16 protein-coding genes are annotated in these 21,383 nt (G+C 70.9%); 8 read left to right on the forward strand and 8 right to left on the reverse strand.

The annotated features are described in order from the left end of the window. Positions 1-62: 62 nt before the first annotated feature. Together FOH10_RS22910 and FOH10_RS22915 are read right to left on the reverse strand one after the other, a co-directional pair. Positions 63-1,001, reverse strand: coding sequence for a diacylglycerol kinase family protein (locus FOH10_RS22910; RefSeq protein WP_244961339.1), 939 nt, complete (start codon positions 999-1,001; stop codon positions 63-65). Then, positions 998-2,575, reverse strand: coding sequence for an FAD-binding oxidoreductase (locus FOH10_RS22915; RefSeq protein ID WP_143984271.1), 1,578 nt, complete (start codon positions 2,573-2,575; stop codon positions 998-1,000). Before FOH10_RS22915 ends, FOH10_RS22910 begins: the two co-directional genes overlap by 4 nt. A 118-nt stretch (positions 2,576-2,693) precedes the next feature. On the opposite strand from FOH10_RS22915, the gene FOH10_RS22920 reads away from it, so the two are divergent. Together FOH10_RS22920 and FOH10_RS22925 are read left to right on the forward strand one after the other, a co-directional pair. After that, positions 2,694-3,278 (forward strand): TetR/AcrR family transcriptional regulator, encoded by a 585-nt coding sequence (locus FOH10_RS22920; RefSeq protein ID WP_143982266.1) that lies wholly within the window; start codon positions 2,694-2,696, stop codon positions 3,276-3,278. A 25-nt stretch (positions 3,279-3,303) separates the two neighbouring features. Next, positions 3,304-4,842, forward strand: coding sequence for a glycerol-3-phosphate dehydrogenase/oxidase (locus FOH10_RS22925; protein WP_143982267.1), 1,539 nt, complete (start codon positions 3,304-3,306; stop codon positions 4,840-4,842). 25 nt (positions 4,843-4,867) lie between these two features. Here FOH10_RS22925 and FOH10_RS22930 read toward each other — a convergent pair whose 3' ends face one another. After that, positions 4,868-5,704 (reverse strand): patatin-like phospholipase family protein, encoded by an 837-nt coding sequence (locus tag FOH10_RS22930; protein ID WP_143982268.1) that lies wholly within the window; start codon positions 5,702-5,704, stop codon positions 4,868-4,870. Positions 5,705-5,768: 64 nt separating this feature from the next. Continuing rightward, complete coding sequence (locus tag FOH10_RS22935) at positions 5,769-6,191, reverse strand: hypothetical protein (protein WP_143982269.1); 423 nt, start codon at positions 6,189-6,191, stop codon at positions 5,769-5,771. A gap of 235 nt (positions 6,192-6,426) precedes the next feature. Here FOH10_RS22935 and FOH10_RS34930 point away from each other — a divergent pair, with 235 nt between their 5' ends. Continuing rightward, positions 6,427-8,331 (forward strand): FHA domain-containing protein, encoded by a 1,905-nt coding sequence (locus FOH10_RS34930; protein WP_186000558.1) that lies wholly within the window; start codon positions 6,427-6,429, stop codon positions 8,329-8,331. A gap of 105 nt (positions 8,332-8,436) precedes the next feature. On the opposite strand, the gene FOH10_RS22945 is transcribed toward FOH10_RS34930, so the two are convergent. From FOH10_RS22945 to FOH10_RS22960, 4 genes are read right to left on the reverse strand one after another with little or no spacing between them, the layout of a single operon-like run. After that, positions 8,437-11,466, reverse strand: a complete 3,030-nt coding sequence (locus tag FOH10_RS22945; protein WP_143982270.1) for an FAD-dependent oxidoreductase — start codon at positions 11,464-11,466, stop codon at positions 8,437-8,439. Positions 11,467-11,484: 18 nt separating this feature from the next. Next, positions 11,485-13,338, reverse strand: coding sequence for a serine/threonine-protein kinase (locus tag FOH10_RS22950; protein WP_143982271.1), 1,854 nt, complete (start codon positions 13,336-13,338; stop codon positions 11,485-11,487). Beyond that, positions 13,335-14,621, reverse strand: a complete 1,287-nt coding sequence (locus FOH10_RS22955; protein ID WP_143982272.1) for a lamin tail domain-containing protein — start codon at positions 14,619-14,621, stop codon at positions 13,335-13,337. The genes FOH10_RS22950 and FOH10_RS22955 overlap by 4 nt, the downstream gene beginning before the upstream one ends. Then, on the reverse strand, positions 14,618-15,100 hold the full coding sequence (locus tag FOH10_RS22960) for a hypothetical protein (RefSeq protein WP_143982273.1): 483 nt from the start codon (positions 15,098-15,100) through the stop codon (positions 14,618-14,620). The genes FOH10_RS22955 and FOH10_RS22960 overlap by 4 nt, the downstream gene beginning before the upstream one ends. Before the next feature lie 1,099 nt (positions 15,101-16,199). On the opposite strand from FOH10_RS22960, the gene FOH10_RS22965 reads away from it, so the two are divergent. The 5 genes from FOH10_RS22965 to FOH10_RS22985 all read left to right on the forward strand — a co-directional run bounded on the left by FOH10_RS22965 (position 16,200) and on the right by FOH10_RS22985 (position 21,359). Further along, positions 16,200-18,524 carry an FdhF/YdeP family oxidoreductase gene (locus FOH10_RS22965; RefSeq protein ID WP_143982274.1) on the forward strand — a complete coding sequence of 775 codons (2,325 nt, stop codon included), beginning with the start codon at positions 16,200-16,202 and terminating at the stop codon, positions 18,522-18,524. Beyond that, the gene (gene fdhD / locus FOH10_RS22970; protein ID WP_143982275.1) at positions 18,517-19,353 is read left to right on the forward strand and encodes a formate dehydrogenase accessory sulfurtransferase FdhD; all 837 of its coding nucleotides are present in this window, start codon (positions 18,517-18,519) and stop codon (positions 19,351-19,353) included. Before FOH10_RS22965 ends, fdhD begins: the two co-directional genes overlap by 8 nt. A 74-nt stretch (positions 19,354-19,427) precedes the next feature. Next, positions 19,428-19,796: a nuclear transport factor 2 family protein gene (locus FOH10_RS22975; protein ID WP_039811187.1), complete on the forward strand. Its 369-nt coding sequence runs from the start codon at positions 19,428-19,430 to the stop codon at positions 19,794-19,796. A gap of 90 nt (positions 19,797-19,886) precedes the next feature. Then, entirely contained in the window at positions 19,887-20,456 is a 570-nt protein-coding gene (locus FOH10_RS22980; protein WP_186000559.1) for a hypothetical protein, read from the forward strand. Between the two features lie 327 nt (positions 20,457-20,783). After that, positions 20,784-21,359 (forward strand): carboxymuconolactone decarboxylase family protein, encoded by a 576-nt coding sequence (locus FOH10_RS22985; protein ID WP_143982276.1) that lies wholly within the window; start codon positions 20,784-20,786, stop codon positions 21,357-21,359. Positions 21,360-21,383: the final 24 nt, after the last annotated feature.

Consider the following 21,383-nt stretch of genomic DNA (forward strand, 5'->3'; position numbering starts at 1 on the left):
CACCTCGCCGGCTCCGGAGTCGGCCACCTGCGATGGCTTCAGCCACGGCTACCGGCTACCCGTTACGGCACCAGCACCGCCTGCGCGCCGGGCCGGGCGCGGAAGATGGCCGGAAGCATGCCGGCCGGTTCTCCGTCGGCCGTAGCGGGTGCACCCGGAGCGGTCAGGGTAATGGTGGCGGCACGGTACTGGGTGACCGCCGGATGGTCGATGCGCTTACCCGAGGACAGGGCCGGAAGCATCTTCAGCATCTGGAGCCGCGACATGGATCCCACCACGGTGAGATCGAGCAGACCGTCGTCGAGGACGGCGTCGGGGCAGATGAGCATGCCGCCGCCATAGGTCTTGGTATTGCCCACCGCGACCATGATGGCGTCGGTGTCGATGACCGCGGTCCCGTCCGGATGGTCCGGGGAGCCGCCGAGCTCGATGCGGTACGGCACGGCCAACCCGTGGAACAGCTCGATCAGCGCGGCCACCGTGTAGCGGGCCGGGCCGTTGGGCCAGCGCAGGTCGTTGGCGCGCAGGGTGACCCGGGCGTCGAGCCCGGTGCCGGTGACCGTGGCGAACCAGAACGGATCGGATTCGCCACCGGTGGTGGCGGTTTCGACCGTGCCCAGATCGACCCGGCGGGTCTTTCCGGCCAACACCACGTTTACGGCGGCATCGGTGTCGTCGGGGATCTCGAGCTGGCGGGCCAGATCGTTGCCGGTGCCGCCGGGCACCAGGCCCAGCGGCACCCCGGTGCCCGCGAGCGCTTGCAGCACAACGCAGGTCAGGCCGTCGCCACCGGCGCTCACCACCACGTCGGGACGGTGTTCCGGATCGTCGAGGGCGGCACGGACCAGCCGGGTGGTGTCCGCGGCGGAGTCACCGCACAGTTCCCGCACCCGCACCCCGTGGGTGGTGAAGCGGGCGACGGCGGCGGCTCCGACCTCCAGACCGCGGCCGTGCCCGGACATCGGATTGGTCACGAGGGCGACCGAGTGGATCTCTTTCACGGAATCAGCTTCCCAGGATTGAGGATTCCGGACGGGTCAACGGCCTGTTTGACCGCGCGCAGCACCCGCACGCCGAGATCGCCGATCTCGTCGGCCATCCAGGGGCGGTGATCCGCGCCGACGGCGTGATGGTGGGTGATGGTGCCCGCGGCGGCCACGATGGCGTCCCCGGCGGCCCGCTTGGCCGCCGCCCACTGGCCGAGCGGATCCTCGGCCTGTTTGGCGATGACGGTGAAGTACAGCGAGGCCCCGGTCGGGTAGGTGTGCGAGATATGGCACATGACCAGCGCCGGGGTGCCCTGCGCGGTGAGCGAATCGGTCAGCGCGGCGGTGACCTTCGCCTTGAGTTCGGCGAGGTTGGACCAGCTGGTGGCGGTCTCCAGGGTCTCGCAGAGGATGCCGACATCGAGCAGGGCGTCGCGCAGGTAGGGGGCCGAGAAGCGGCCGTGCTCCCATTCGGCGGCGGGCCGCTCACCGAGCGCGGTGCCCCCGGCGGCGGTGAACAGCGCCTCGGCCTCGGCCCGGCGGGCGGCCACGTGCGCGGCGCTGCCCTCGAAGGTGGTGACGGCCAGGCAACCGCCCACGGCGGCGCCGCCGATATCTCCGGCGCGGGCGAGGTTGAGTCCGGTCTCGGCCTCGTCGGACAGCCGCAGCACCGTCGGGGCCGCGCCGGTCTGGATCACGCTGCGCAGCGCGTTCGCGCCGGTGCCGAAGTCCGGGAACGACCACGCCTGGTATGCCGTGGTCTCCGGTACGGGATGGACGCGCAGGGTGACGGCGGTGATGATGCCCAGGGCGCCCTCGGAACCCGCGAAGAGTTCGCGCAGATCGGGTCCGGCCGCCGAGGCCGGGGCGCGGCCCAGGTCGAGGCTGCCGCCGGGGGTGGCGATGCGCAGCCGCTGGATCATGTCGTCGAAACGGCCGTAGCCCGCCGACGCCTGTCCGGAGGAGCGGGTGGCGGCGAAGCCGCCGATACTGGCGAATTCGAAGCTCTGCGGGAAGTGGCCGAGCGAGAGTCCGTGCGCGGCGAGCAGTTCCTCGGCGCGCGGGCCGGTGAGCCCGGCGCCCAGGGTGGCGGTGCCGCTGACCGGATCCACCTCGGTGAGGGTGTCGAGGCGGCGCAGATCGAGCGCGATCACCACCGGGAAGGCTCCGCGCACCGGGTCCAGGCCGCCGACGACGCTGGTGCCGCCGCCGAAGGGTACGACCGCGATGCCGTTGTCGGCGCAGTAGGCCAGGACGGCGAGCACTTCGTCGTGGTCGGCCGGGAAGACGACGGCGTCGGGCGCGTCCTGCGGGCCCTCGGCGCGGCGGCGCAGCAGGTCGGGGGTGCTCTTGCCGCCCGCGTGGCGGAGTCGGTCGCGGTGGCCGTCCGACACGTGGTCGGCGCCGACCACCGCGACCAGCCCGGCTCGCTGGTCCGGCGTGATCGCCGAGGCGCGCAGCGGCACGTCGCCCTCATCGCGACGGGCCACCGGCTCACCCGACACCCCGAACACCTGGGCGAGGAGTCCCCGGATCTGTTCGGGCAGTGGTTTCTGTCCGGACGGGGCGCCCCAGGCGTCCCACACCATACTCGGACGAGCGTCCGGCTCGCCCGGGTTTCCGGTGGATGCGGCGGGTGCTTTCATGTCGGCCATGCGTTACAGTCTGACATAGATTGTCAAGCAGTAACGAACCTGGGATGACACGATGACCGAACCGTCCTCCGCCGTCGATCGGGCGATCCTCGACGCGGCGCGGGCCTGCGTAGCCGAATTCGGAGTGCGCCGCACCACCCTCACCGAGGTGGCGCGGCGGGCGGGCGTGAGCCGCCCCACCGTCTACCGCCGCTGGCCCGATACCGGATCGCTGGTGGCCGACCTGCTGGTGCGGGAACTCCGCGAGATCGTCGCCCGCGCCGTACCCGACGAGGGCAACGCGCGGGAGCGCCTGTGCATGGCCATCGTCGGCGGTGGTGCGGCGGTGCGGGAGAACCCGTTGTTCAGCAAGATCTTTCGCGCCGACACCGACGTGATGCTCACCTACGTGTTCGAGCGACTGGGCCGAAATCAGCGGCGGCTCATCGAGATGTTCGCCGACAGCATTCTGGCCGGGCAGGCCGACGGTTCCATTCGCGACGGCGATCCCGAGCGGATGGCCACCATGCTGCTGCTCATGAGCCAGTCGGCGGTGCAGTCGGCGGGCACGGTCGCTCAGTTCCTCGACGCCGACCATCTCGACGCCGAACTCGCCTACGCCATCGACAGCTATCTCACCCCGCACGCCGGGCGCTAGTGCGCCCTCTTCGAAAGGCCAAGTCATGACCGGAAATTCGGCACAGTCCAGCTCCGCGCTCAATGCCGGGCGACGCGAGCGCGAGCTGCGGGCGCTGGGTGACGGCGGCGAGATCGACGTGCTGGTGATCGGCGGCGGCATCACGGGTGCGGGCGTGGCGCTGGACGCCGCCGCGCGCGGACTGCGCACGGTTCTGGTGGAGAAGCACGATCTGGCCTTCGGCACCAGCCGGTGGAGTTCCAAACTGGTGCACGGCGGGCTGCGGTACCTGGCCAGCGGCGGGGTCGGCATCGCGCACGAGAGTGCGGTGGAGCGCCACATCCTGCTCACCCGCACGGCTCCGCATCTGACCCGGGCGCTACCGCAGGTGGTGCCGCTGCTGCCGGGCATCGGTGCGGCACAGCAGGGCCTGATCCGGGCCGGCTTCCTGGCCGGAGATGTCTTGCGCCGCACGGCCGGAACGTCGGCGGCCGTACTGCCGCGCTCGCGCCGGGTGGCGGCGGCGGAGGCGCTGCGCCTGGCTCCGACGGTGCGCCGGGACGGTTTGCGCGGCGGGCTGCTGGCCTGGGACGGGCAGCTGGTGGACGATGCCCGGTTGGTGGTGGCGATCGCGCGCACGGCGGCGCTGCACGGGGCGGCGGTGCTCACCCGGGTGGAGGCGACCCGGGTCACCGGCGACGCGGCGACACTGCACGACCGGCTCACCGGCGAAACCCTGTCCGTGCGGGCGCGGGCGGTGGTCAACGCCACCGGAGTGTGGGCCGATCAGGTCGATTCGAGTATCGAGCTGCGGCCTTCGCGCGGTACGCATCTGGTTTTCGACGCGGCGTCCTTCGGCGGGCTCGACGCCTCGCTCACCATTCCGATTCCGGGCAGCATCAGCCGTTTCGTCTTCGCCTTCCCCGCCTCCCACGGCCGGGTCTATCTGGGCCTCACCGACGAGGAAGCGCCCGGCCCCGTCCCCGACGTGCCGCACGCCACCGACGCCGAGATCGACTTCCTGCTCGACACGGTCAACACCGTGCTGCGGGAACCGTTGACCCGCGGCGATATTCGCGGCACCTTCGCGGGCCTGCGGCCCCTGCTGCGCACCGCCGACGACGCCACCGCCGATATCTCCCGCGAGCACGCGGTGCTGCCCTCCCCCTCCGGCGTCATCACCGTCGTGGGCGGCAAACTGACCACCTACCGCAAGATGGCCGAGGACACCGTGGACGCCGTCCTCACCCAGCGCGGCCTCACCGCCCGCCCCTGCCGCACCCGGCAGCTGCCCCTGGTCGGAGCCGTCTCCGGCGCGGCCCGCGACCGCATCCCAGCCACTCCCGACCTCATCGAACGCTACGGCTCCGAGGCCCCCGCCGTCCTCGCCCTGGCCGAGGCCAACCCCGACCTGGCCGCCCCGGTGGCCCCCGGCCTGGACGTCACCGCCGCCGAATTCGCCTTCGCCACCACCCACGAGGCCGCCCTCACCCCAGCCGACCTGCTCGACCGCCGCACCCGAATCGGCCTCGTCCCCGAGGCCCGCTCCGCCGCCGAACCCGCCGCGAAAGCCGCCTTCGCCTGACCGGAACGGGAACGCCGCCGAACCCTCACTCCCACAGTCGACCGATCCGCTCCGCTTCCGCTTCCCCCTGCGCCCGACCGGCTTTCGCTGCCGCAACCCGGCAGTCCGGATCCAACGGGTTCTCGCCGAACGCCACTACCGAGGCATCGTCGGGCGCGATGACCTCCACCCGCGCCCCACCAGCGACCAATTCCTCCACCTCTTCGTCCAGGGGCCAAACGGGTAACGGCGCGAGTATCAGAACCCGTGCGCATCCTCGCGCGTAATCGGCATTGGTGGTGCTACGAACCCCGCCATCGGTGTATAGCGCTCCCTCGATCTCCACCACCGGCCACACCCCCGGCACCGCCGAACTCGCCGTCACCGCGTCCACCAACGACACCCCCGATTGGCGATCGAACACCCGTGGCTCCCCGCTCACCGCATCGACCGCGATCACCAGCAGTCGCCGCTGCGGCCATTCGTGCACGGGCAGGCGGCTTTCCACAACGGACCGTCGCACCGGTGCCGGAACGGTTCGTGCGGCGCGTGCGAAAGCCCCCGCTCTCCTTCGTATTTCCGCCGGATCGTCGGTTTCGGCCGCGATGGCGGCCCGCGCGGCGGTGAGTTCGGTGAGCGGATTCCCGGGCGGCAGCACCTCCCGGCTCTGCACGCGCGCGTCGATCTGCCTGCGGTACAGCTCTTCTCGCGACAAGCCGCTGGTGAACTGCGCCGCCACATTGGCCCCCGCCGACGTTCCGACCAGCAGATCGGCATCGGTCACGTCCACCCCCGCATCCGCGAGCCCGACCAGCACCCCGTTCTGCCACGCGATCCCGGCGACCCCGCCGCCCCCGAGCACCAGTGCGCGTCCGCCTGCCATGTGGACTCCTCTCGCCTGCCGTATGCCAAGACACAGCTGTCGACGTGCGGAGCCTATTCCCCCACTAGTGGGTGACGATGCAGCCGGATCCGGAGTTGAGCCCGACGCCCACGGTGAGGTCGACGTAGGGCACCACGTCGCCCCCGGCATTGGGTTGGATGGCCTGCAACCGGTGTTCTCCCGGAGCGGCCGGGGTCCAGTGCCCGGTGGCGATCGCGCCCGACGGCCGGACCACGGCGAACGCCACCCCGTTGTCGTAGATGACGACCGGCGTCACCGGATCGTCCACGTACACGTTCACCGGATAGGTGCATCCGGCCCCGTAGTTGGTCGCCGAACCGAAGCTGATACTCGGTTCGACACCGATGCGAGTGGCGGTGGCGGCCGCGGTGGGCATGGTGAGCAGGGTGGCGGCCAAGGCCGCACAGCCCGCCCCCACCGCGATGAGTGGGCGGGTGGATTCTCGGTTTCCCGTGGTCATGCGCATGGAGCAGTCCTCGTCGTACCGAGTCGACGCCGGGTGCGCCGACGATCTGCGTCGATCGTCGCGTGTGCCACGTCACGGCGCATCGAAACACGCTCAATTCGTCCGGAAAGGCCACTGGAAGTTCGCTGCGGCGGATGGACGGCGTCAATGGGACGGATCGAGCCATCCCCTCGACCGGGGGAACGTCCTATTCTGGGCAGCGGTATCCGATGCGCCAGGGGAGAGGAGGCGCGCAATGGGTCGTATTCCGTCCACGGTGGCGCTGTCGCGGGGAGACGGGCTGATCGCGCGATTCGGAAGCGTGGTGCTGTTCCTCACCGGCGAGACACCGTCCATCGAGCGGATTCTCGGGGCGGCCGAGGCGGCGGCCGGGGCCGCCGATCCGGGTGTCGCCATCGCCCAGCGCCTGGCCGCGGCGATCTTCGCGGGTGGATCGGCGCAGTCGCCGTCGTTCGGCGTGGTCGCGCCGACCTCCGACGGCTTGCTGATCCTGCTGCGCGGCCCGGTCCGGGCGGTGGTGGACGGCCCGGAGGGCGCTCGCGCACTCTCCGGCGACCGCGCCATGACCTGGACCGACGAAATCATCCGCGACCCCGTCCGCCGCATCACGGTCGGCACCGACGACACCACCACCGAGATCCCCCACACCGACCTCCGCTCCGGCATCGCCCCCGGCGGCGGCTTCATCCTGCACGCCCCCGCCCGCCACCGCAGCGGCACTGGCGCTGGCAGCGCCACCGGCAGCGGCAGCGGCAGCGGCAGCGGCAGCGGCAGCGGCACCGGCAGCGGCAGCGGCAGCGGCAGCGGCAGCGGCAGCGGCAGCGGCAGCGGCAGCGGCAGCGGCAGCGGCAGCGGCAGCGGCAGCGGCAGCGGCAGCGGCAGCGGCAGCGGCAGCGGCAGCGGCAGCGAGGAGGATGCCCCGTCAGCGGACCGAGCGATGCGCCAGCCGCCCGAGCGAGGGGTGTCGCGCACCGGCTATCCCGAACGCACGATCCCCAATCCGGCCGCCACCACACCGCTGGCCACCGAATCCCCCGCACCGTCGTCGCCGGTGTCCGGAGCGGATTCCGCACGCTCCTCCGGGCCGAAGGTCCGACCGAGCAGCGACATCCCTCCCGCGGCGCACGCCGCCACCCAACTCTCCGGTGACCGGCCCGATCCGGAGCGTCCGCCCGCCGAGAATCCGCCGCCCACAGTCATGTTGGGCAAGCGATCGGCCGCCGCGCGATCCGCGACACCGCAGGCCGGTGCCGCACGCGGGGAGTCCGAGGCCACGTCGAAACCCGCACGTTCCGAGCGCTCCGCATCCGACCGACCGAAGCGTGGGACGGAGGCGTCCCCGTCGGCCGAACCTCCCCGTACCGCACCGTTCGACGCCCGGGCGGCCGCCATGGAGGACGCCGGCGGCCCGGATTCCGCCGAACCGCCGGCCGATTCGGCCCAGCAGGCGCGGCCCACCCCGAAGCGGGGAAAAACCGCGCGGCGGCAGTCGCGGCCCGAGCCAACGACACCCGAGCCCGCACGGCACGAACCACATCCCGCGCCCGGAGCGCCCGACGCCGCACGGCACGAATTACGTCCCACGCCCGGAGCGCCCGACGCCGCACGGCAGAGCCCACATCCCGCGCTGGAAGCCGCGCAGCGGCAGGCGCATTCAGCACCGGGGCGTTCCGAGCCCGCGCACCCGGCACCGGCGGCGAAACCCTGGGTCGTGCCCAAGGCGTGGTCGGCCCAGGCGGTCGAGCCGCCGCGCCAGCCCGCGCCGGAAACGACCGCGCTGGCCGAACCGCTCGGCGCGCTCACCATGTCGGGCGGTGCGTCCTATCCGCTGGATCGCCCGTATGTGCTCGGCCGCGATCCCATGGCCGACGAGGCGGTGCGCCGAGCGGCCGCCTCCCCCATCGCCCTCACCGGCGACCGGCACATCTCGCGGGTGCACGCGCGGGTGTTCATCGAGGGCACAGCGGTTTTCGTACAGGATGCCGCCACCCCGGGCGGTACCTACATCGCGGCCCCGCGCGCGGAGGACTGGATTCGGCTGGGTGCGCAGCCGATGGAATTGAAGCCGGGCTGGAGCCTGCGCATCGCCGACCGCATCCTCACCTACAGCACCGAAGCCCTTCGCCCGCAACGACGCTGACGTAGTCGGAACGGCACCGACACGGTCAGCACGACATCGGCACGATCCGCACGACACCGACACGATCCGCACGACACCCACACGATCCACACGACACCCACGCGGTCAGCCGGGTGCGAGCGCGGCCCAGTCACCGACGCGGGCGGCGGCCAGCGCGCCGGACGAGAGCGGTTCCGTCGCACGCAGGGCCCGCTGGACGCCCGCCACCTCGGCGGGGTGATGTCCCAGCACCGTCGCCCCGACCACCCGACCGTGCGCGACAACCAGGCGTCGATACGACCGGCGGCGCGGATCGTCCGACACGATGACCTCGTCACCGGGCTCGGGCCGCACCCTTCCGGCGGTGAACAGTTCGAGCCCGACGCCTTTCAGAATGGTGGCGGGCGTCTCCGCGTGCAGTGTGCGATGCCCGCCGAGGGCGTTGACGGCGGCGACCTCGGCCTGTTCCGCGGCGATCGGCCACAGGCCGTGCACCCGCCCGCGATGCTCGGCCACATCCCCGGCGGCGTAGACGCCGGGTGCCGCCGTGCACATCCGGTCGTCGACGAGCACGCCGCGCGCGACGGGCAGCCCCGCCCGGCGGGCGAGTTCGATATTGGGGCGGATGCCGGTGGCCGCGAGGAACAGCTCGCACGGCAACCGCTCCCCGGATTTCAGCGTCACCTCGCGAACGGCGGGATCACCGGTGAGCCATGCGGTTTCGGCCCGGTAGCGCACCTCGATGCCCGCCTGCCCGATATGCGCGCACACCAGTTCGGAGCACCGCGGATCGAGCTGTCGGCGCAACAGCCGGTCCCCACGTTCGAGCACGGTGACCCGCAGTCCGAGCTGTCGGAGCGCGACGGCGGCCTCCAGTCCGAGCAGACCGCCACCCGCGACGACCGCTGTCGCACATCCGCGTTCCTGGGCGTAGGCGCGCAGGCGCAGGGCGTCCCAGGCTTCGCGCAGCACGAAACTGCCGGGCCGCCGCAGGCCCTCGATATCGGGCAGGGCACCCGCCGCACCCATGGCGAGGACGAGGCGGTCGTAGGGCAGCGCGTCCCCCGTGCCGAGATGAACCCGCCGCTGCCGCAGGTCGATGCGAGTGGCGAGGGTATTGAGCCACACGGTGACATCGTGCTCGTCGTACCACTGGTCGGGCAGCAGGGTGAGCCCCTGCATGGCGGAGCGACCGTAGACCAGGCGGGAGATACCCATCCGGTTGTAGAAGCCGTGCGCTTCCCGCCCGATGAGGTGGATTTCGCAGTCGGGGTGCCCGCGACGCAGGAAGTCCGCCGCCGTCACCCCGGCCACACCATTGCCGATGATCACCACGCTCACCAGGGCGCGGTCGAAATTCGCTGGCGCGAAACCGTTTCCGTGCCCGATCTCGGGCGTGAGCGATACCCGGACGGTCCCGGCGTCGAGTCGCGCGCAGCACGCCAGCCGGGTGTTGTCCGCACAGCCGAGGCGGCGCAATGTCTTTCGCTCGTCGGGCCCGGGCGTGGAGAGTCGCTCGGCACCCTCCAGCACCGCCACCGGATCGGCTCCACACACGCCCATCCGGCATCCCGCCTCGAGCGGCAGGTCCTCGCGCTCGGCCGTCTCCAACAGGCTCATTCCCGGATCGGCGGCGATCCGGGTGCCGCCGGGCTCGAACACCACCGACGCGACCGCGGGCGAGGAGGTTCCGTTCGCGCGGGGGAAGGACAACAGTACGGGTCCGGGTCGGGCACCCGTATGCACCGCGTACTGCAATTCGACGACCCGGGTGCGTGCCAGCCAGAGCACCGTCGCCCCGAGGACGACCGCGCTGATCGCCCACCGCGCACCGGGGGCGCTGCCGCCCGTCAGCGCGCCCACGAGCACCGGCCCCGCGAACCAGTAGAAGACATTGATGGCCACGGCGGCGTAGGTGGCGGTGAGCAGCGCCGCACTCACCGGTGTCAGGGCTTCGAGCGCGAAGTACAATCCCACGGCGACCAGCATGAACAGCGCGAGTACCGCGTACTGCCGCAGGATCGGCACCGCGTCGGCGCCCGCCAGGGTGAAGAATCCGAACACGAACCCGGGCAGCGCGGCCACGAACAGCTTCCGGGGCGCACTCCAACCGCGCTCGGGGTCGGCCAGATCGGCGTCGTACGCGGATCGGGGCCGGAAGTCGTAGCAGTTCTTCGCGCATCCCACGCACGGACGGCAGTGGTTGTTGGCCACCGTCACGAACGGTGTTCGGCCGTAGGCTCGTTGCAGCGGGAACAGGGGGCAGATACTGCTGCACCAACCGCTCTTGCCCGCCAGCGCGACGCCGCCGACGAGAGCGGCGACGGCGACGGCCGACAGTACGGTGCCCGTGGCGATACCGCTGCGATCCAATCCCGCCAGTCGAGCTCCGGCGATTCCGAAGAACAGCACGGCGGCGACGAGATATCCGCGCTCGCGCAACCACTTCGGCGGTGTCGCGGCCCGATCGAGGCGCAGTAGCCGGGGCAGCTGATTGGTGGCGGCGAGCGGACAGATATCGCGCCACAGCCCGGGCGCGATGAGAAACAGCGCGGGCAGCAGCGGGACGATCACCTGAAAGAGCACGACCAGCCCGGCGGCGGGGCGTACGAACAACAGGATGATCAGCCCGACATACAGTCCGATGCTGACGAACCGCACACCCTGCCATACCGGCAGCGGAATCCGCGCAGGCAGTTCCGCGAAGGAGGGAAAGGGGTCACGCGTGTCCGTGGGATCGATGCCCAGGACGCGGTTGGCCAGCCGCACCGCGCCCGTCGGCTCTGCGGGCGGCGGGGGCGCGACGCGGTCGCGCGCGAACATCGCGGTGGTGAGGGCGGGCTGACCGTCGGGTTCCGCGGTGGGCGTGTGCAGCACGACGATCTCGGTGCGCCCGAGCCGCACCACATCGCCGGTGGCCAGCACCCGACGCCCGGTCAGTGTCACACCGTTCACGGTGGTGCCGTTGCGGCTGCCGAGATCGACCGCCGACAGTGCGGTGGGTGTCGGCACCAATCGCAGGTGGTGGCGCGAAACCTGGTTGTCGGCAAGGGCTTCGGCCGCGCCGTCGCGGCCGATGAGCAGTGGGCCGTCGAGCACCCGACGCCGGGCGGCGCGTCCCCACTCCCGAATCTCGATCAGCGGCTGACCCGCCATCCGCTCTCCTCTTCCGAATCAGGGCTCCCGCAACAGGTCCCGCAGCCTGGTGATGCGCAGGTAGCGGCGACGGCGGCCGAGTCGGCGGCACGCCACGGCCGCCGCGCTTCCGGTGGCGGCGCCGAGTACGGCACAGCCGATCACGGTGGTGCGGGCCGGTTCGGATCCGAGCAGCACCCAGACCGCGCCGACGGCCGCCACCGCCAGCAGGGCGCAGGAGAGGGTGAGACCGACGGCGGCCGCGAACCGCGCGCCGCCCGCGCGCAGGGCGCGGGCATTGGACTCCGCGTACGCCCCGGCGAACAGTGCGAGCAGCAGTGTGCCGACGGCGGCGGCGGTCGGGTACGGCGACTGGGTGGTGCGAACACCGAAATCGTAGGTGGCCGTTTCGATTCCAGCGCGGGAGAGCGTCAGTCGCGCGGTGAGGTCACCGGCGATGACGTACCGGTGCACCGGCGCGGGCACCTCGGCGCTCGCCCCACTCGGCCCCGCCGACAGGGGTGTGGCGGTCCCGCCGGTGGCGGTGCCGAGCACGACGACCGCGAGTGTCGCGGCATCGGCGTCGGTGCCCGTGACGCTGATCGGCACCGGTCGCGACAGATCGATCTCGATCGGTTCCCCGGCGGCCACATCCACCCCGCCGACGCGAATGGTGTCCAGCGCCGGGAGGTCCCGATTCGGCCCCGGTCCGAGACCGAGCACCGCCACACCCACCGTCAGCATGGCCAGTACCCCGGCCACCAGCAGCGGCACCCGTGGCGACGACAGGTGTACGACCCGCTGCACGGGTATCAGATCGGCACGCTCCACATCGACCAGTCGAGCCCCCGTCCGCGCCACGGGTTCTCGCGGCAGCATGCGCGCGGTCGGCATACTCCGCCGTACCGGCAGGGGATCGCGCGGGACGTAACCGGTCTGCGGGCCCTGCGACCACCGGCCGCCGGTGGCCGCCGCGACAATGGTGTCCGCGCCGATCACCGGAATGCCCACGGGGGGCAGCCAATTCACGCCCCAGCACAGGGCGGCCGGGGCGGCGAGGGCGATGCCGAAGGATTCGGCGGTGGCGAAACGGTGGTCGGGGTCGGGGGTGAGCCCGCGCATGACCACGTCGGCAATGGGTTCCGGGACGCCGGGGGCGACGTCGAGCAGGGGTGCGGGTTCGCCGTAGGCGTGTGCGAAGAGCATCGCCAACTGGTCGCTGTCGGGCGGGAACGGCAGCACACCCGACAGCAGCTGGTAGAGCATGGTGGACAGGGCATACACGTCGGTGGCGGGTGAGAGCTGCTGGCCACGCACCTGTTCCGGCGCGATATAGGACGGTGTGCCGATGATCTCCCCGGCGCGGGTCACCAGTGTCTCGTCGCCGCCGACGATCTTGGCGATACCGAAGTCGGTGAGCTTGAGCGCACCACGCCGGGAGAACATGAGATTCGACGGCTTCACATCGCGGTGCAGAATGCCGTGCCGATGCGCCGCCTCCAGTCCCGCCGCACACGACAGCGCCACCGCCACGGCCGCCGCGGCGTCGAAACCGTCGGTGGCGAACCGACTCTCGACCGTGCCGCCGGGCAGATACTCCATGACGAGCAGGCACAGGTCCGCACGCTCGATGAAGTCGTACACCGGCACCACATGCGGATGGTCGATGGCCGCCATGAGCCGCGCCTCGCCCACGAACCGCCGCCGCACCTGCGCATCGTGCGCGAACTGCGGCGGAATCTGTTTGATCGCGACCCGCCGCCCCAATCCGCGATGTGTCCCGGCCAGCACCACCCCGCACCCACCGCGCCCGACCTGACCGTCGATCACGTATCCGGGCAGCGCGGCCCGCACCCGATCGGTGTCCTCCCCGGTCAGATCCCGAACGCTCATCGCCCGTCCCCCTGCCCGGAGGAGCCCGCCACGTCACCCGACAGTCCCCGGCGCACGGTCGCGGTCGAGTCCGGATCGGTCACCACGGCCGGTTCGCGCCGACCCACACCTGGATCGGGCTCGGCTCCCACCGTCGTCTCATCGGTTCTCCATGCCGTCCGGCCTGCCACTTCGGTAGTGCTGGCGGCCATGTCCGCACGGTTCGGCCCGGGCAGCTCGGGCAGTGTTCCCCCGACGTCGTGCAGTGTTCCTCCCGGCCCCCGCCCGTGCGGCGACCGCACGCTGACGGTCGGCTCTTCGGACGGGTCGTACCAACTCGGCCGCGGGCCGGTGCGGCGGCGAGCGTCGGCACCGCCGACCGCGGAATCAGCGGACACCGACGGACCGAAGGGCTGCGCGTGGCCGACCGGCTCCACGGTGCCGTACCCGTGGGCGTCGAGTTCGCGTGCCGCGGCGAGGTCGGCCGGGTCGAGATCCAGATCGTCGGGTTGTTCGGGAGTCGGCGAGAAGTAGCCGGTCAGGAAGAACACCGTGGCGGTGGCCCCGGCCAGCGCCAGCCAGAGTGGGGTGGCGGGCACCCACCAGCGCGCCACCGAAGCGGTGAAACCGATCATGAGGGCGACGCCGACACCGGGAGCGAGCAGGCGCAGGCCGCGCTGCCAGCGGTTGGCCGAGAGGCGGTGGCGGGCCACCGTGAGCGCGGCGTCGGCGATGGCGAGAGCGGTGAGGACCGCCAGGACGATGCCGAACAGCCCGTAGACCGAGAACAGGGACCCGCGCACGTCGACGACCGTGCTCACGGTGGCGACCGGTTCGCCGTCACCGCCGATGACAGTGATGGTCGTGCCGATCAGCCCGGTCGCCTGCCCGTCCAGTCCGGCGGGGTCGAGCCGGTAGGTCAGCGTCTCGGTGTCGCCCGCGGCGACGGTCATCTCGACCGCGGTCGAATAGGAGAAGAAGTTGAGCCCGAGCACATGGCCGGTGAGATCGACCCTCCGCACGGTCACGGGTGCACCGGTGCCATTGGTCAATTCGACGACGATCTGCGCCGGTCGATGCGGATCGAACCGCACCGGATCACTCGCGTTCGCCCCGGCCAGCGGCCGCCCGTCCAGCGTGGCGGTGGCATCGACCCCGTCTGCCGCCGCCGCGAGCCCGGCCCCGCCCAGTACGAGCAGCACCACGATCATGGCCAGCGCGGCGAGGCGCGTAGCCGGGCCGCGGGGTGCGGGTCGGACCGCACGCGGGGCCGGGGGCATCGGTTCGGTGTCATGGGCACTCATCGCGGCCTCCGGGCAGGCAGATGGGATACCAGGCGGTGGCCGTAGTACCAGCCGCCGATGAGCAGGAAGAACAGCAGGACGGTAGCGGTGGAGGTGGCCCCGCCGACCCGACTGACCAGCACGATGTCCAGCGGCCCGGCGAGGGTGCGCCCGCAGTCCGCGGTCACCCGGTGGTGGCCGATATCGGTATCCCCGGTGGACAGCCGCACATCGAATCCGCCATCCGCGCCGGCGGTGGTGTCCCCGACCGGCCCGTCGCCGATCGACAGCCGCACGGGTGCGCCGGGATCACAGCCGTGCCCGGTCACCGTGACCTCGCCGCCCGGCGCTACCGCCGGTGGCTCGACCGCGAGACCGGAACCGGCGGGTGTCGCCGGACCCGTATCCGGTTCGCTCGGCAGCGGTGTCTCGCTCCCGGGCAGTGGCTCGTCCGGTTGCGCTTCCGGCGCTTGCGGATTCGGCCGCCGGTCGGGCGTCACACCGGGACTACCACCGCCGGGGTTCGTTCCCCCGGGATTCGCTCCGCCGGGACTTGTTCCCTCGGAATCGGTCCCACCCGGATTCGACCCCGGGTCCGTGCCACCGGGATCGGTCGTGCCGGGACCCGTCGTACCCGGATCGGTGGTCCCGCCGGGGTCCGGCGTGCCACCGGGATCGGTCCCACATCCGGCCGTCCCCGGCTCACATCCAGGACCCGTCGAACCACCCGGATCGGTCCCACACCCCGACGTCCCCGACTCACACCCAGGACCCGTCGAACCACCCGGATCCGTCTCGCATTTCGGAACCCCTCGCGGGCACCCGGGATCGGCGGTGCCATCCGGGTTCGTCCCGCATGTCGGCGTTCCCGGTGCGCAGGCGGGGTCTCTCCCGCCCGGGGGGTCGGTTCCGCAGGCCGCCGAGCCCGGCTCGCATTCCGGCTCGGAGCCAGGACAATTCGGGGTCGAGCGCCCGACCTGGCAGTCCGGTTGCTGGGGCTCCGGTTGGGGCTGGGGGTCCGGCTCCGGTTGTGGTTGCGGCTCCGGTTGTGGTTCCGGCTCCTGCTGTGGTTGCGGGTCCTGCGGTACCCCGTCCCGGGTTCCGCTGCCATCCGGCACCGGGGGTTGCTGACCGGTGGTGACGCTCTGTGGTGGCGCAGGCTGTTGTGGCGCAGGCGAAATCGTTGGCGACGCCCCGGGTTCCGCGCTCGCCGTGGGCGGCAGCGCCGCAGCGGCCAAGACGGTGAGCCAGGCGGCGAGGAGTGCGAGGGAGCGCCGAAACCCCCCTCCACGTATGCATTTCACCGGCCGACGCCCGGCGCCGGCACGCGATCCGACAGCTACGGATGTCTTCATCGGACGTGACCTCGCTCGTTCGATGGTAAGGCCCGGTCGGCGTGCGCGGAACGGTCTCACCCAGGCGTTACGCACTGGCAATGCCGCCAGGAGAAGACACTAGGGAGATACGGGCATCCGAGCACGGGTAGCCGACTACCCCACTCGGTCGTATATCGCGCCGCGACACCCGAGTGTTCATGCGCCCCGGCACGCCGAAGCCCCCGATTCGGGCGTCGCCCGCGCGGAAGAGGACAATGGCCGCATGCATCGCGCCGCGCCGAAACAGGACATCGATGAGGCCGAACTGACCGTCAGCCCGCCGAAGACGCAGGCGGCGGGCGTGCGGGCGGTGAGCGTGGCATTGGAGCGCGCGGTCGAGGAGATGGGGGTGGTCCGCACCGCCCGCACCCTGTCCCGCCTGAACCAGCGCCACGGATTCGACTGTCCGAGCTGTGCGTGGCCGGACCCCACGGGCACGCGCCGGGTGGCGGAATTCTGCGAGAACGGCGCGAAGGCGGTTGCCGAGGAGGCGACACTGCGCACCGTCACCCCGGCGTTCTTCGCCGAGCACCCCGTGCGCGACCTCGCCGAGAAGTCCGGCTACTGGCTGGGCCAGCAGGGCCGCATCACCGAGCCCATGGTGCTGCGCCCCGGCGACGAGCACTACTCCCCCATCTCCTGGGACGACGCCTACCGTCTCATCGCCGACACCCTGCGCGGTCTGTCCACCCCGGACGAGGCGGTCTTCTATACCTCCGGCCGCACCTCCAACGAGACGGCGTTCCTGTACCAGCTGCTGGCCCGCAGCCTCGGCACCAACAATCTGCCGGACTGCTCGAACATGTGCCACGAGTCCTCGGGCGCTGCGCTCACCTCGTCCATCGGCATCGGCAAGGGTTCGGTCACCATCGACGATTTCGCCCACGCCGACCTGATCCTGATCGCCGGGCAGAATCCCGGCACCAACCATCCCCGCATGCTGTCCTCGCTCGCGGAGGCCAAGGCCCACGGCGCGCGGATCATCGCGGTGAACCCGCTGCCGGAGACCGGTCTCATCGGCTTCCGCGACCCACAGACGGTCAAGGGCTTCACCACCGGCGTCGAGATCGCCGACGACTTCCTGCAGATCCGGCTCGGCGGCGATATGGCGTTGTTCCAGGGCCTGGGCAAGCTGCTGTTCGAGGCCGAGGATCGCGCGCCGGGCACCGTGGTCGACCGCGCCTTCGTGGACGCCCATACGGCGGGCTTCGCGGAATACGAGAAGCATATGCGCGCCGTCGATCTGGGCGTGGTGGAGCAGGCCACCGGTCTCACCCGCGAGCAGCTGGAACGCACGGCCCGCCTGCTGGCCGAGTCGAAGGCCACCATCGTCTGCTGGGCCATGGGCCTCACCCAGCAGGTGCACGGTGTCGCCACCATCGAGGAGGCCACCAATCTGCTGCTGTTGCGCGGCATGATCGGCAAGCCGGGCGCGGGCGTCTGCCCGGTGCGCGGTCACTCCAATGTGCAGGGCGATCGCACCATGGGCATCTGGGAGCAGATGCCGGAGACCTTCCTGGCGGCGCTGGACGCCGAATTCGGCATCACCAGCCCGCGCCGGCACGGCTGGGATACGGTGGCGGCCATTCGCGCCATGCGCGACGGCAGGGCGAAGGTCTTCGTCGGCATGGGCGGAAATTTCGCCTCCGCCACCCCCGATACGGAGGTCACCGAGGCGGCGCTGCGCACTTGCGAGCTCACCGTGCAGGTTTCCACGAAACTCAACCGCAGCCATGTGGTGCACGGCCGGACCGCGCTGATCCTGCCCACCCTGGGCCGCACCGACGACGACCTGCAGGACGGTAAGCGCCAACAGGTTTCGGTGGAGGACTCCATGTCCATGGTGCACCTGTCCACCGGCCGCCTGAAGCCGGTGAGCGAGCACCTGCGCAGCGAGGTCGCCATCGTGTGCGAACTCGCGCGGGAGTTGTTCGGCCCCGAGCATCCGGTGCCGTGGGAGCAGTTCCGGCGCGACTACAACCACATTCGCGACGCCATCGCCCGGGTGGTGCCCGGCTGCGCCGACTACAATCGAAAAGTTCGGGGCCGCAATGGCTTCCAGCTCCCACATCCACCTCGTGACGCCCGCGAGTTCCGGACCGCGACGGGTAAGGCCAATTTCGCGACCAACGCCCTGCACTGGCTGCCCGTCCCCGAGGGCCGCCTCATCCTGCAGACGCTGCGCAGCCACGATCAGTACAACACCACCATCTACGGCCTCGACGACCGCTATCGTGGTATCCACAACGGCCGCAAGGTCGTCCTGCTCAATGCCGAGGACATCGCCGCTCTCGGTTTCGTCGAGGATGAACTCGTGGACCTCGTCTCCGAATGGACCGACCCCGCGACACCCGATGCCGCGCCGCAGGAACGTCGCGTATCCGGTTTCCGCCTGGTCGCCTACTCCACTCCGCGCGGCAACGCGGCGGCCTACTATCCCGAAACCAATCCGCTCGTCCCGCTCGACCATGTCGCCCGGCGGTCCAATACCCCGGTCTCCAAGGCGATCACGATTCGACTCGAACGCCATCGGCACCCGCATGAGTAGAGTCACCGCCCGCCGCAAGACCGTGCGCATCTCCCCCACCGGGGTGGTGCGGCGTCCGGACTCCGTGGTCGTGGAGGAACCGCTGGAGATCCGCGTCGACGGCCGGTCGCTGACGGTCACCATGCGCACCCCGGGCGCGGATATCGACCTGGTGCACGGTTTCCTGTTCAGCGAGGGCCTGATCACCGCCGCCGCCGACATCGTCACCGCCCGCTACTGCGCGGGCACCGACTCCGACGGCCGCAATACCTACAATGTGCTCGATATCCGCCTGCGCCACCCGGTTCCGGCGCGGCCGCGCAACTTCCTCACCAACAGCTCGTGCGGCCTCTGCGGCAAGACGGCGCTCGACGAGGTGCGCACCCGGCTGCCGTTCCCGATTCCCGCCGCGGGCCTTTCGGTGAAGACCACCGTGCTCACCACCCTGCCCGGCGAACTGCGTTCCCGGCAGACGGTTTTCGACGCCACCGGCGGCCTGCACGCGGCCGGTCTGTTCACCGCCGACGGCACCGCGCTGGCCGTGCGCGAGGATGTGGGCCGCCACAATGCCGTGGACAAGGTGATCGGCTGGGCGCTGCGCGAGAACCGGCTGCCCGCACACGATCTGGTGCTCATGGTGAGCGGGCGCGCCTCCTTCGAGCTGGTGCAGAAGGCCGCCATGGCGGGCATCCCGCTGCTGTGCGCGGTGTCGGCCCCCAGTTCCCTGGCGGTGGACATGGCCGAGGACGCCGGGCTGACCCTGGTCGGATTCCTGCGTGGTGACTCGATGAACGTCTACACCGGAATCGAGCGCATCGACGATGTTCACTCATCGAGCCGGACGGTGTGATCGCCGCCGCCGCACTGCTACGCTGCGACCTACAGTACGAACCTAGAACACGTTCCACTTTCCTGGGAGTTCTCATGGCAGCGCAGCCCCGCGACGTGGTCGAACAGTATCTGAAGCTGGTCGCCACCGGACCCACCGACGACATCATCGCCCTCTACGCACCCGAGGCCACCGTCGAGGACCCGATCGGCACCCCGACCCGGGTGGGCCACGACGCCATCCGCGAGCTCTACGCCGCACTCGACAGCGCCGATCAGCGCAGTACCGAACTGCACGCCGTCCGGGTCGCCGGCAACTGTGCCGCGGCCTCCTTCACCCTCACCGCCGTCTACGGCGACAAGCGGATGACGCTGTCGGCCATCGACACCATGGAATTCGACGACGCGGGCAAGATCGTCGCCATGCGCGCCTACTGGGGACCCGACGACATGGTCATGGAATAGATCCGAGACCTGACACCCCTTGCCCCCTCCCGCCCACCGAATTACCGTGATCAGCATCGCTACCGATTCGGCCTGGGGCGGGAGGGCACGATGCGAATCTCGTTGCGCGGCACCGGGGACGGACTCCGGGTGCGCATGCGCTTGGACGTGAATCGCCGTCGGTGGCTGGCCCTGCGCATCATGCTGGGGATCCTGGCCGGCATCGGGCTGCTGACCGGCCTGTGGGCGGTGCTGGCCCCCCGTTCCTGGTACGACAGCTTCCCGGGTTTCGGAATGCGCTGGGTGAGCGTGGACGGGCCGTACAACCATCATCTGGCCGCCGATGTGGGCGCGTTCTTCCTCGCGCTGGCCGTGGTGGCGCTGGCCGCGCTGTATCTGATGGACAGCATGGTCGCGCGGGTGGCGGGGGTGGCCTGGGCGGTATTCGGTCTGCCGCATCTGCTGTATCACCTCACCCACTGGCCCGATGAACTGAGCGGCGTCAGCGCGGTACTCAGCGCCGTCTCCCTGATCCTGATTCCCGCGCTCGGCGTGGCCTGCGTGTTCGTGGCCCCGCGCGAACGCCATCCGGTGCCCGAGCCCGCCCCCTTCACCCTGCGTTTTCCACAGCGGCGCAGCACCCGGCACACCCGCGGCCAGGGCACCCGCCCGCCGCGCTGACCGGCCCCGCGCATCTCGTCGGAAACTCGCGTCGGATGCGATGAATTCTCTCCTGCCGCACCGTCGTAACAGGTGTAGCGCGAGCGCCGATTTCCGAAGCAGGAATGAAGGTTCAAAGGCGAACCAGGAGAGTCAACGGCGATTCTCGAAACGGGCGCGATCGCTCCCCCGATCGTCACCGATTCCGACCGACAGGAGACCCATGATGGAGCTTCTGCCACCAACCTCGTGACACCGTGAGCCGAGTCACCCGCGGCGACCCGTCACGTTCGGCGGGTCCACCTCGTCCAAGGGACAGCACCATCCCACGGATCGAAGGAGGCCGTCATGGGTAGCACCCGAATTCCCACCGTCACGCCGCAGCAGGCCGGTCTGCTCACGCGCATCGCCTACCGGTACAGCAAGCGCCGCTTCGGCGAGGTGCCGGAACCGTTCGCGGTACTGGCGAACCATCCGAAGCTGATGCGGGCCGCGGGCGTGCACGAGACGATGGTGGAGAAGGCGTCCACGCAACTGCCCGCCGCCGTCCGCGAGATCGCGGTCTTCCGGGTGGCGTCGACCGTCGGCTGCTCCTGGTGCGTGGATTTCGGCACCATGCTCATGAAGCATTCCGATCTGGATATCGACAAGCTCCAGCACATCGACGAGTTCGCGACCTCCCCGCACTACAGCGCGGACGAGCGCGCGGCCATCGCCTACGCCGACGCCATGACCGCCACCCCGCCCACCGTCACCGACGAGCAGGTCACGGACCTGAAGGGACGTTTCGGGACAGCGGGTGTCATGGAGTTGACCTACCAGATCGCGCTGGAGAACTCACGCTCCCGCACATATCACGCACTGGGCATCACCGACCAGGGGTTCAGCCGGGACGCGTGCCGCGTCCCGTGGGCCCAGGACTGACCTTCGGCCCCGGCCGTACACAGC

The sequence above is a fragment of the Nocardia otitidiscaviarum genome, assembly GCF_007362295.1.
Lineage (GTDB): Bacteria > Actinomycetota > Actinomycetes > Mycobacteriales > Mycobacteriaceae > Nocardia > Nocardia otitidiscaviarum.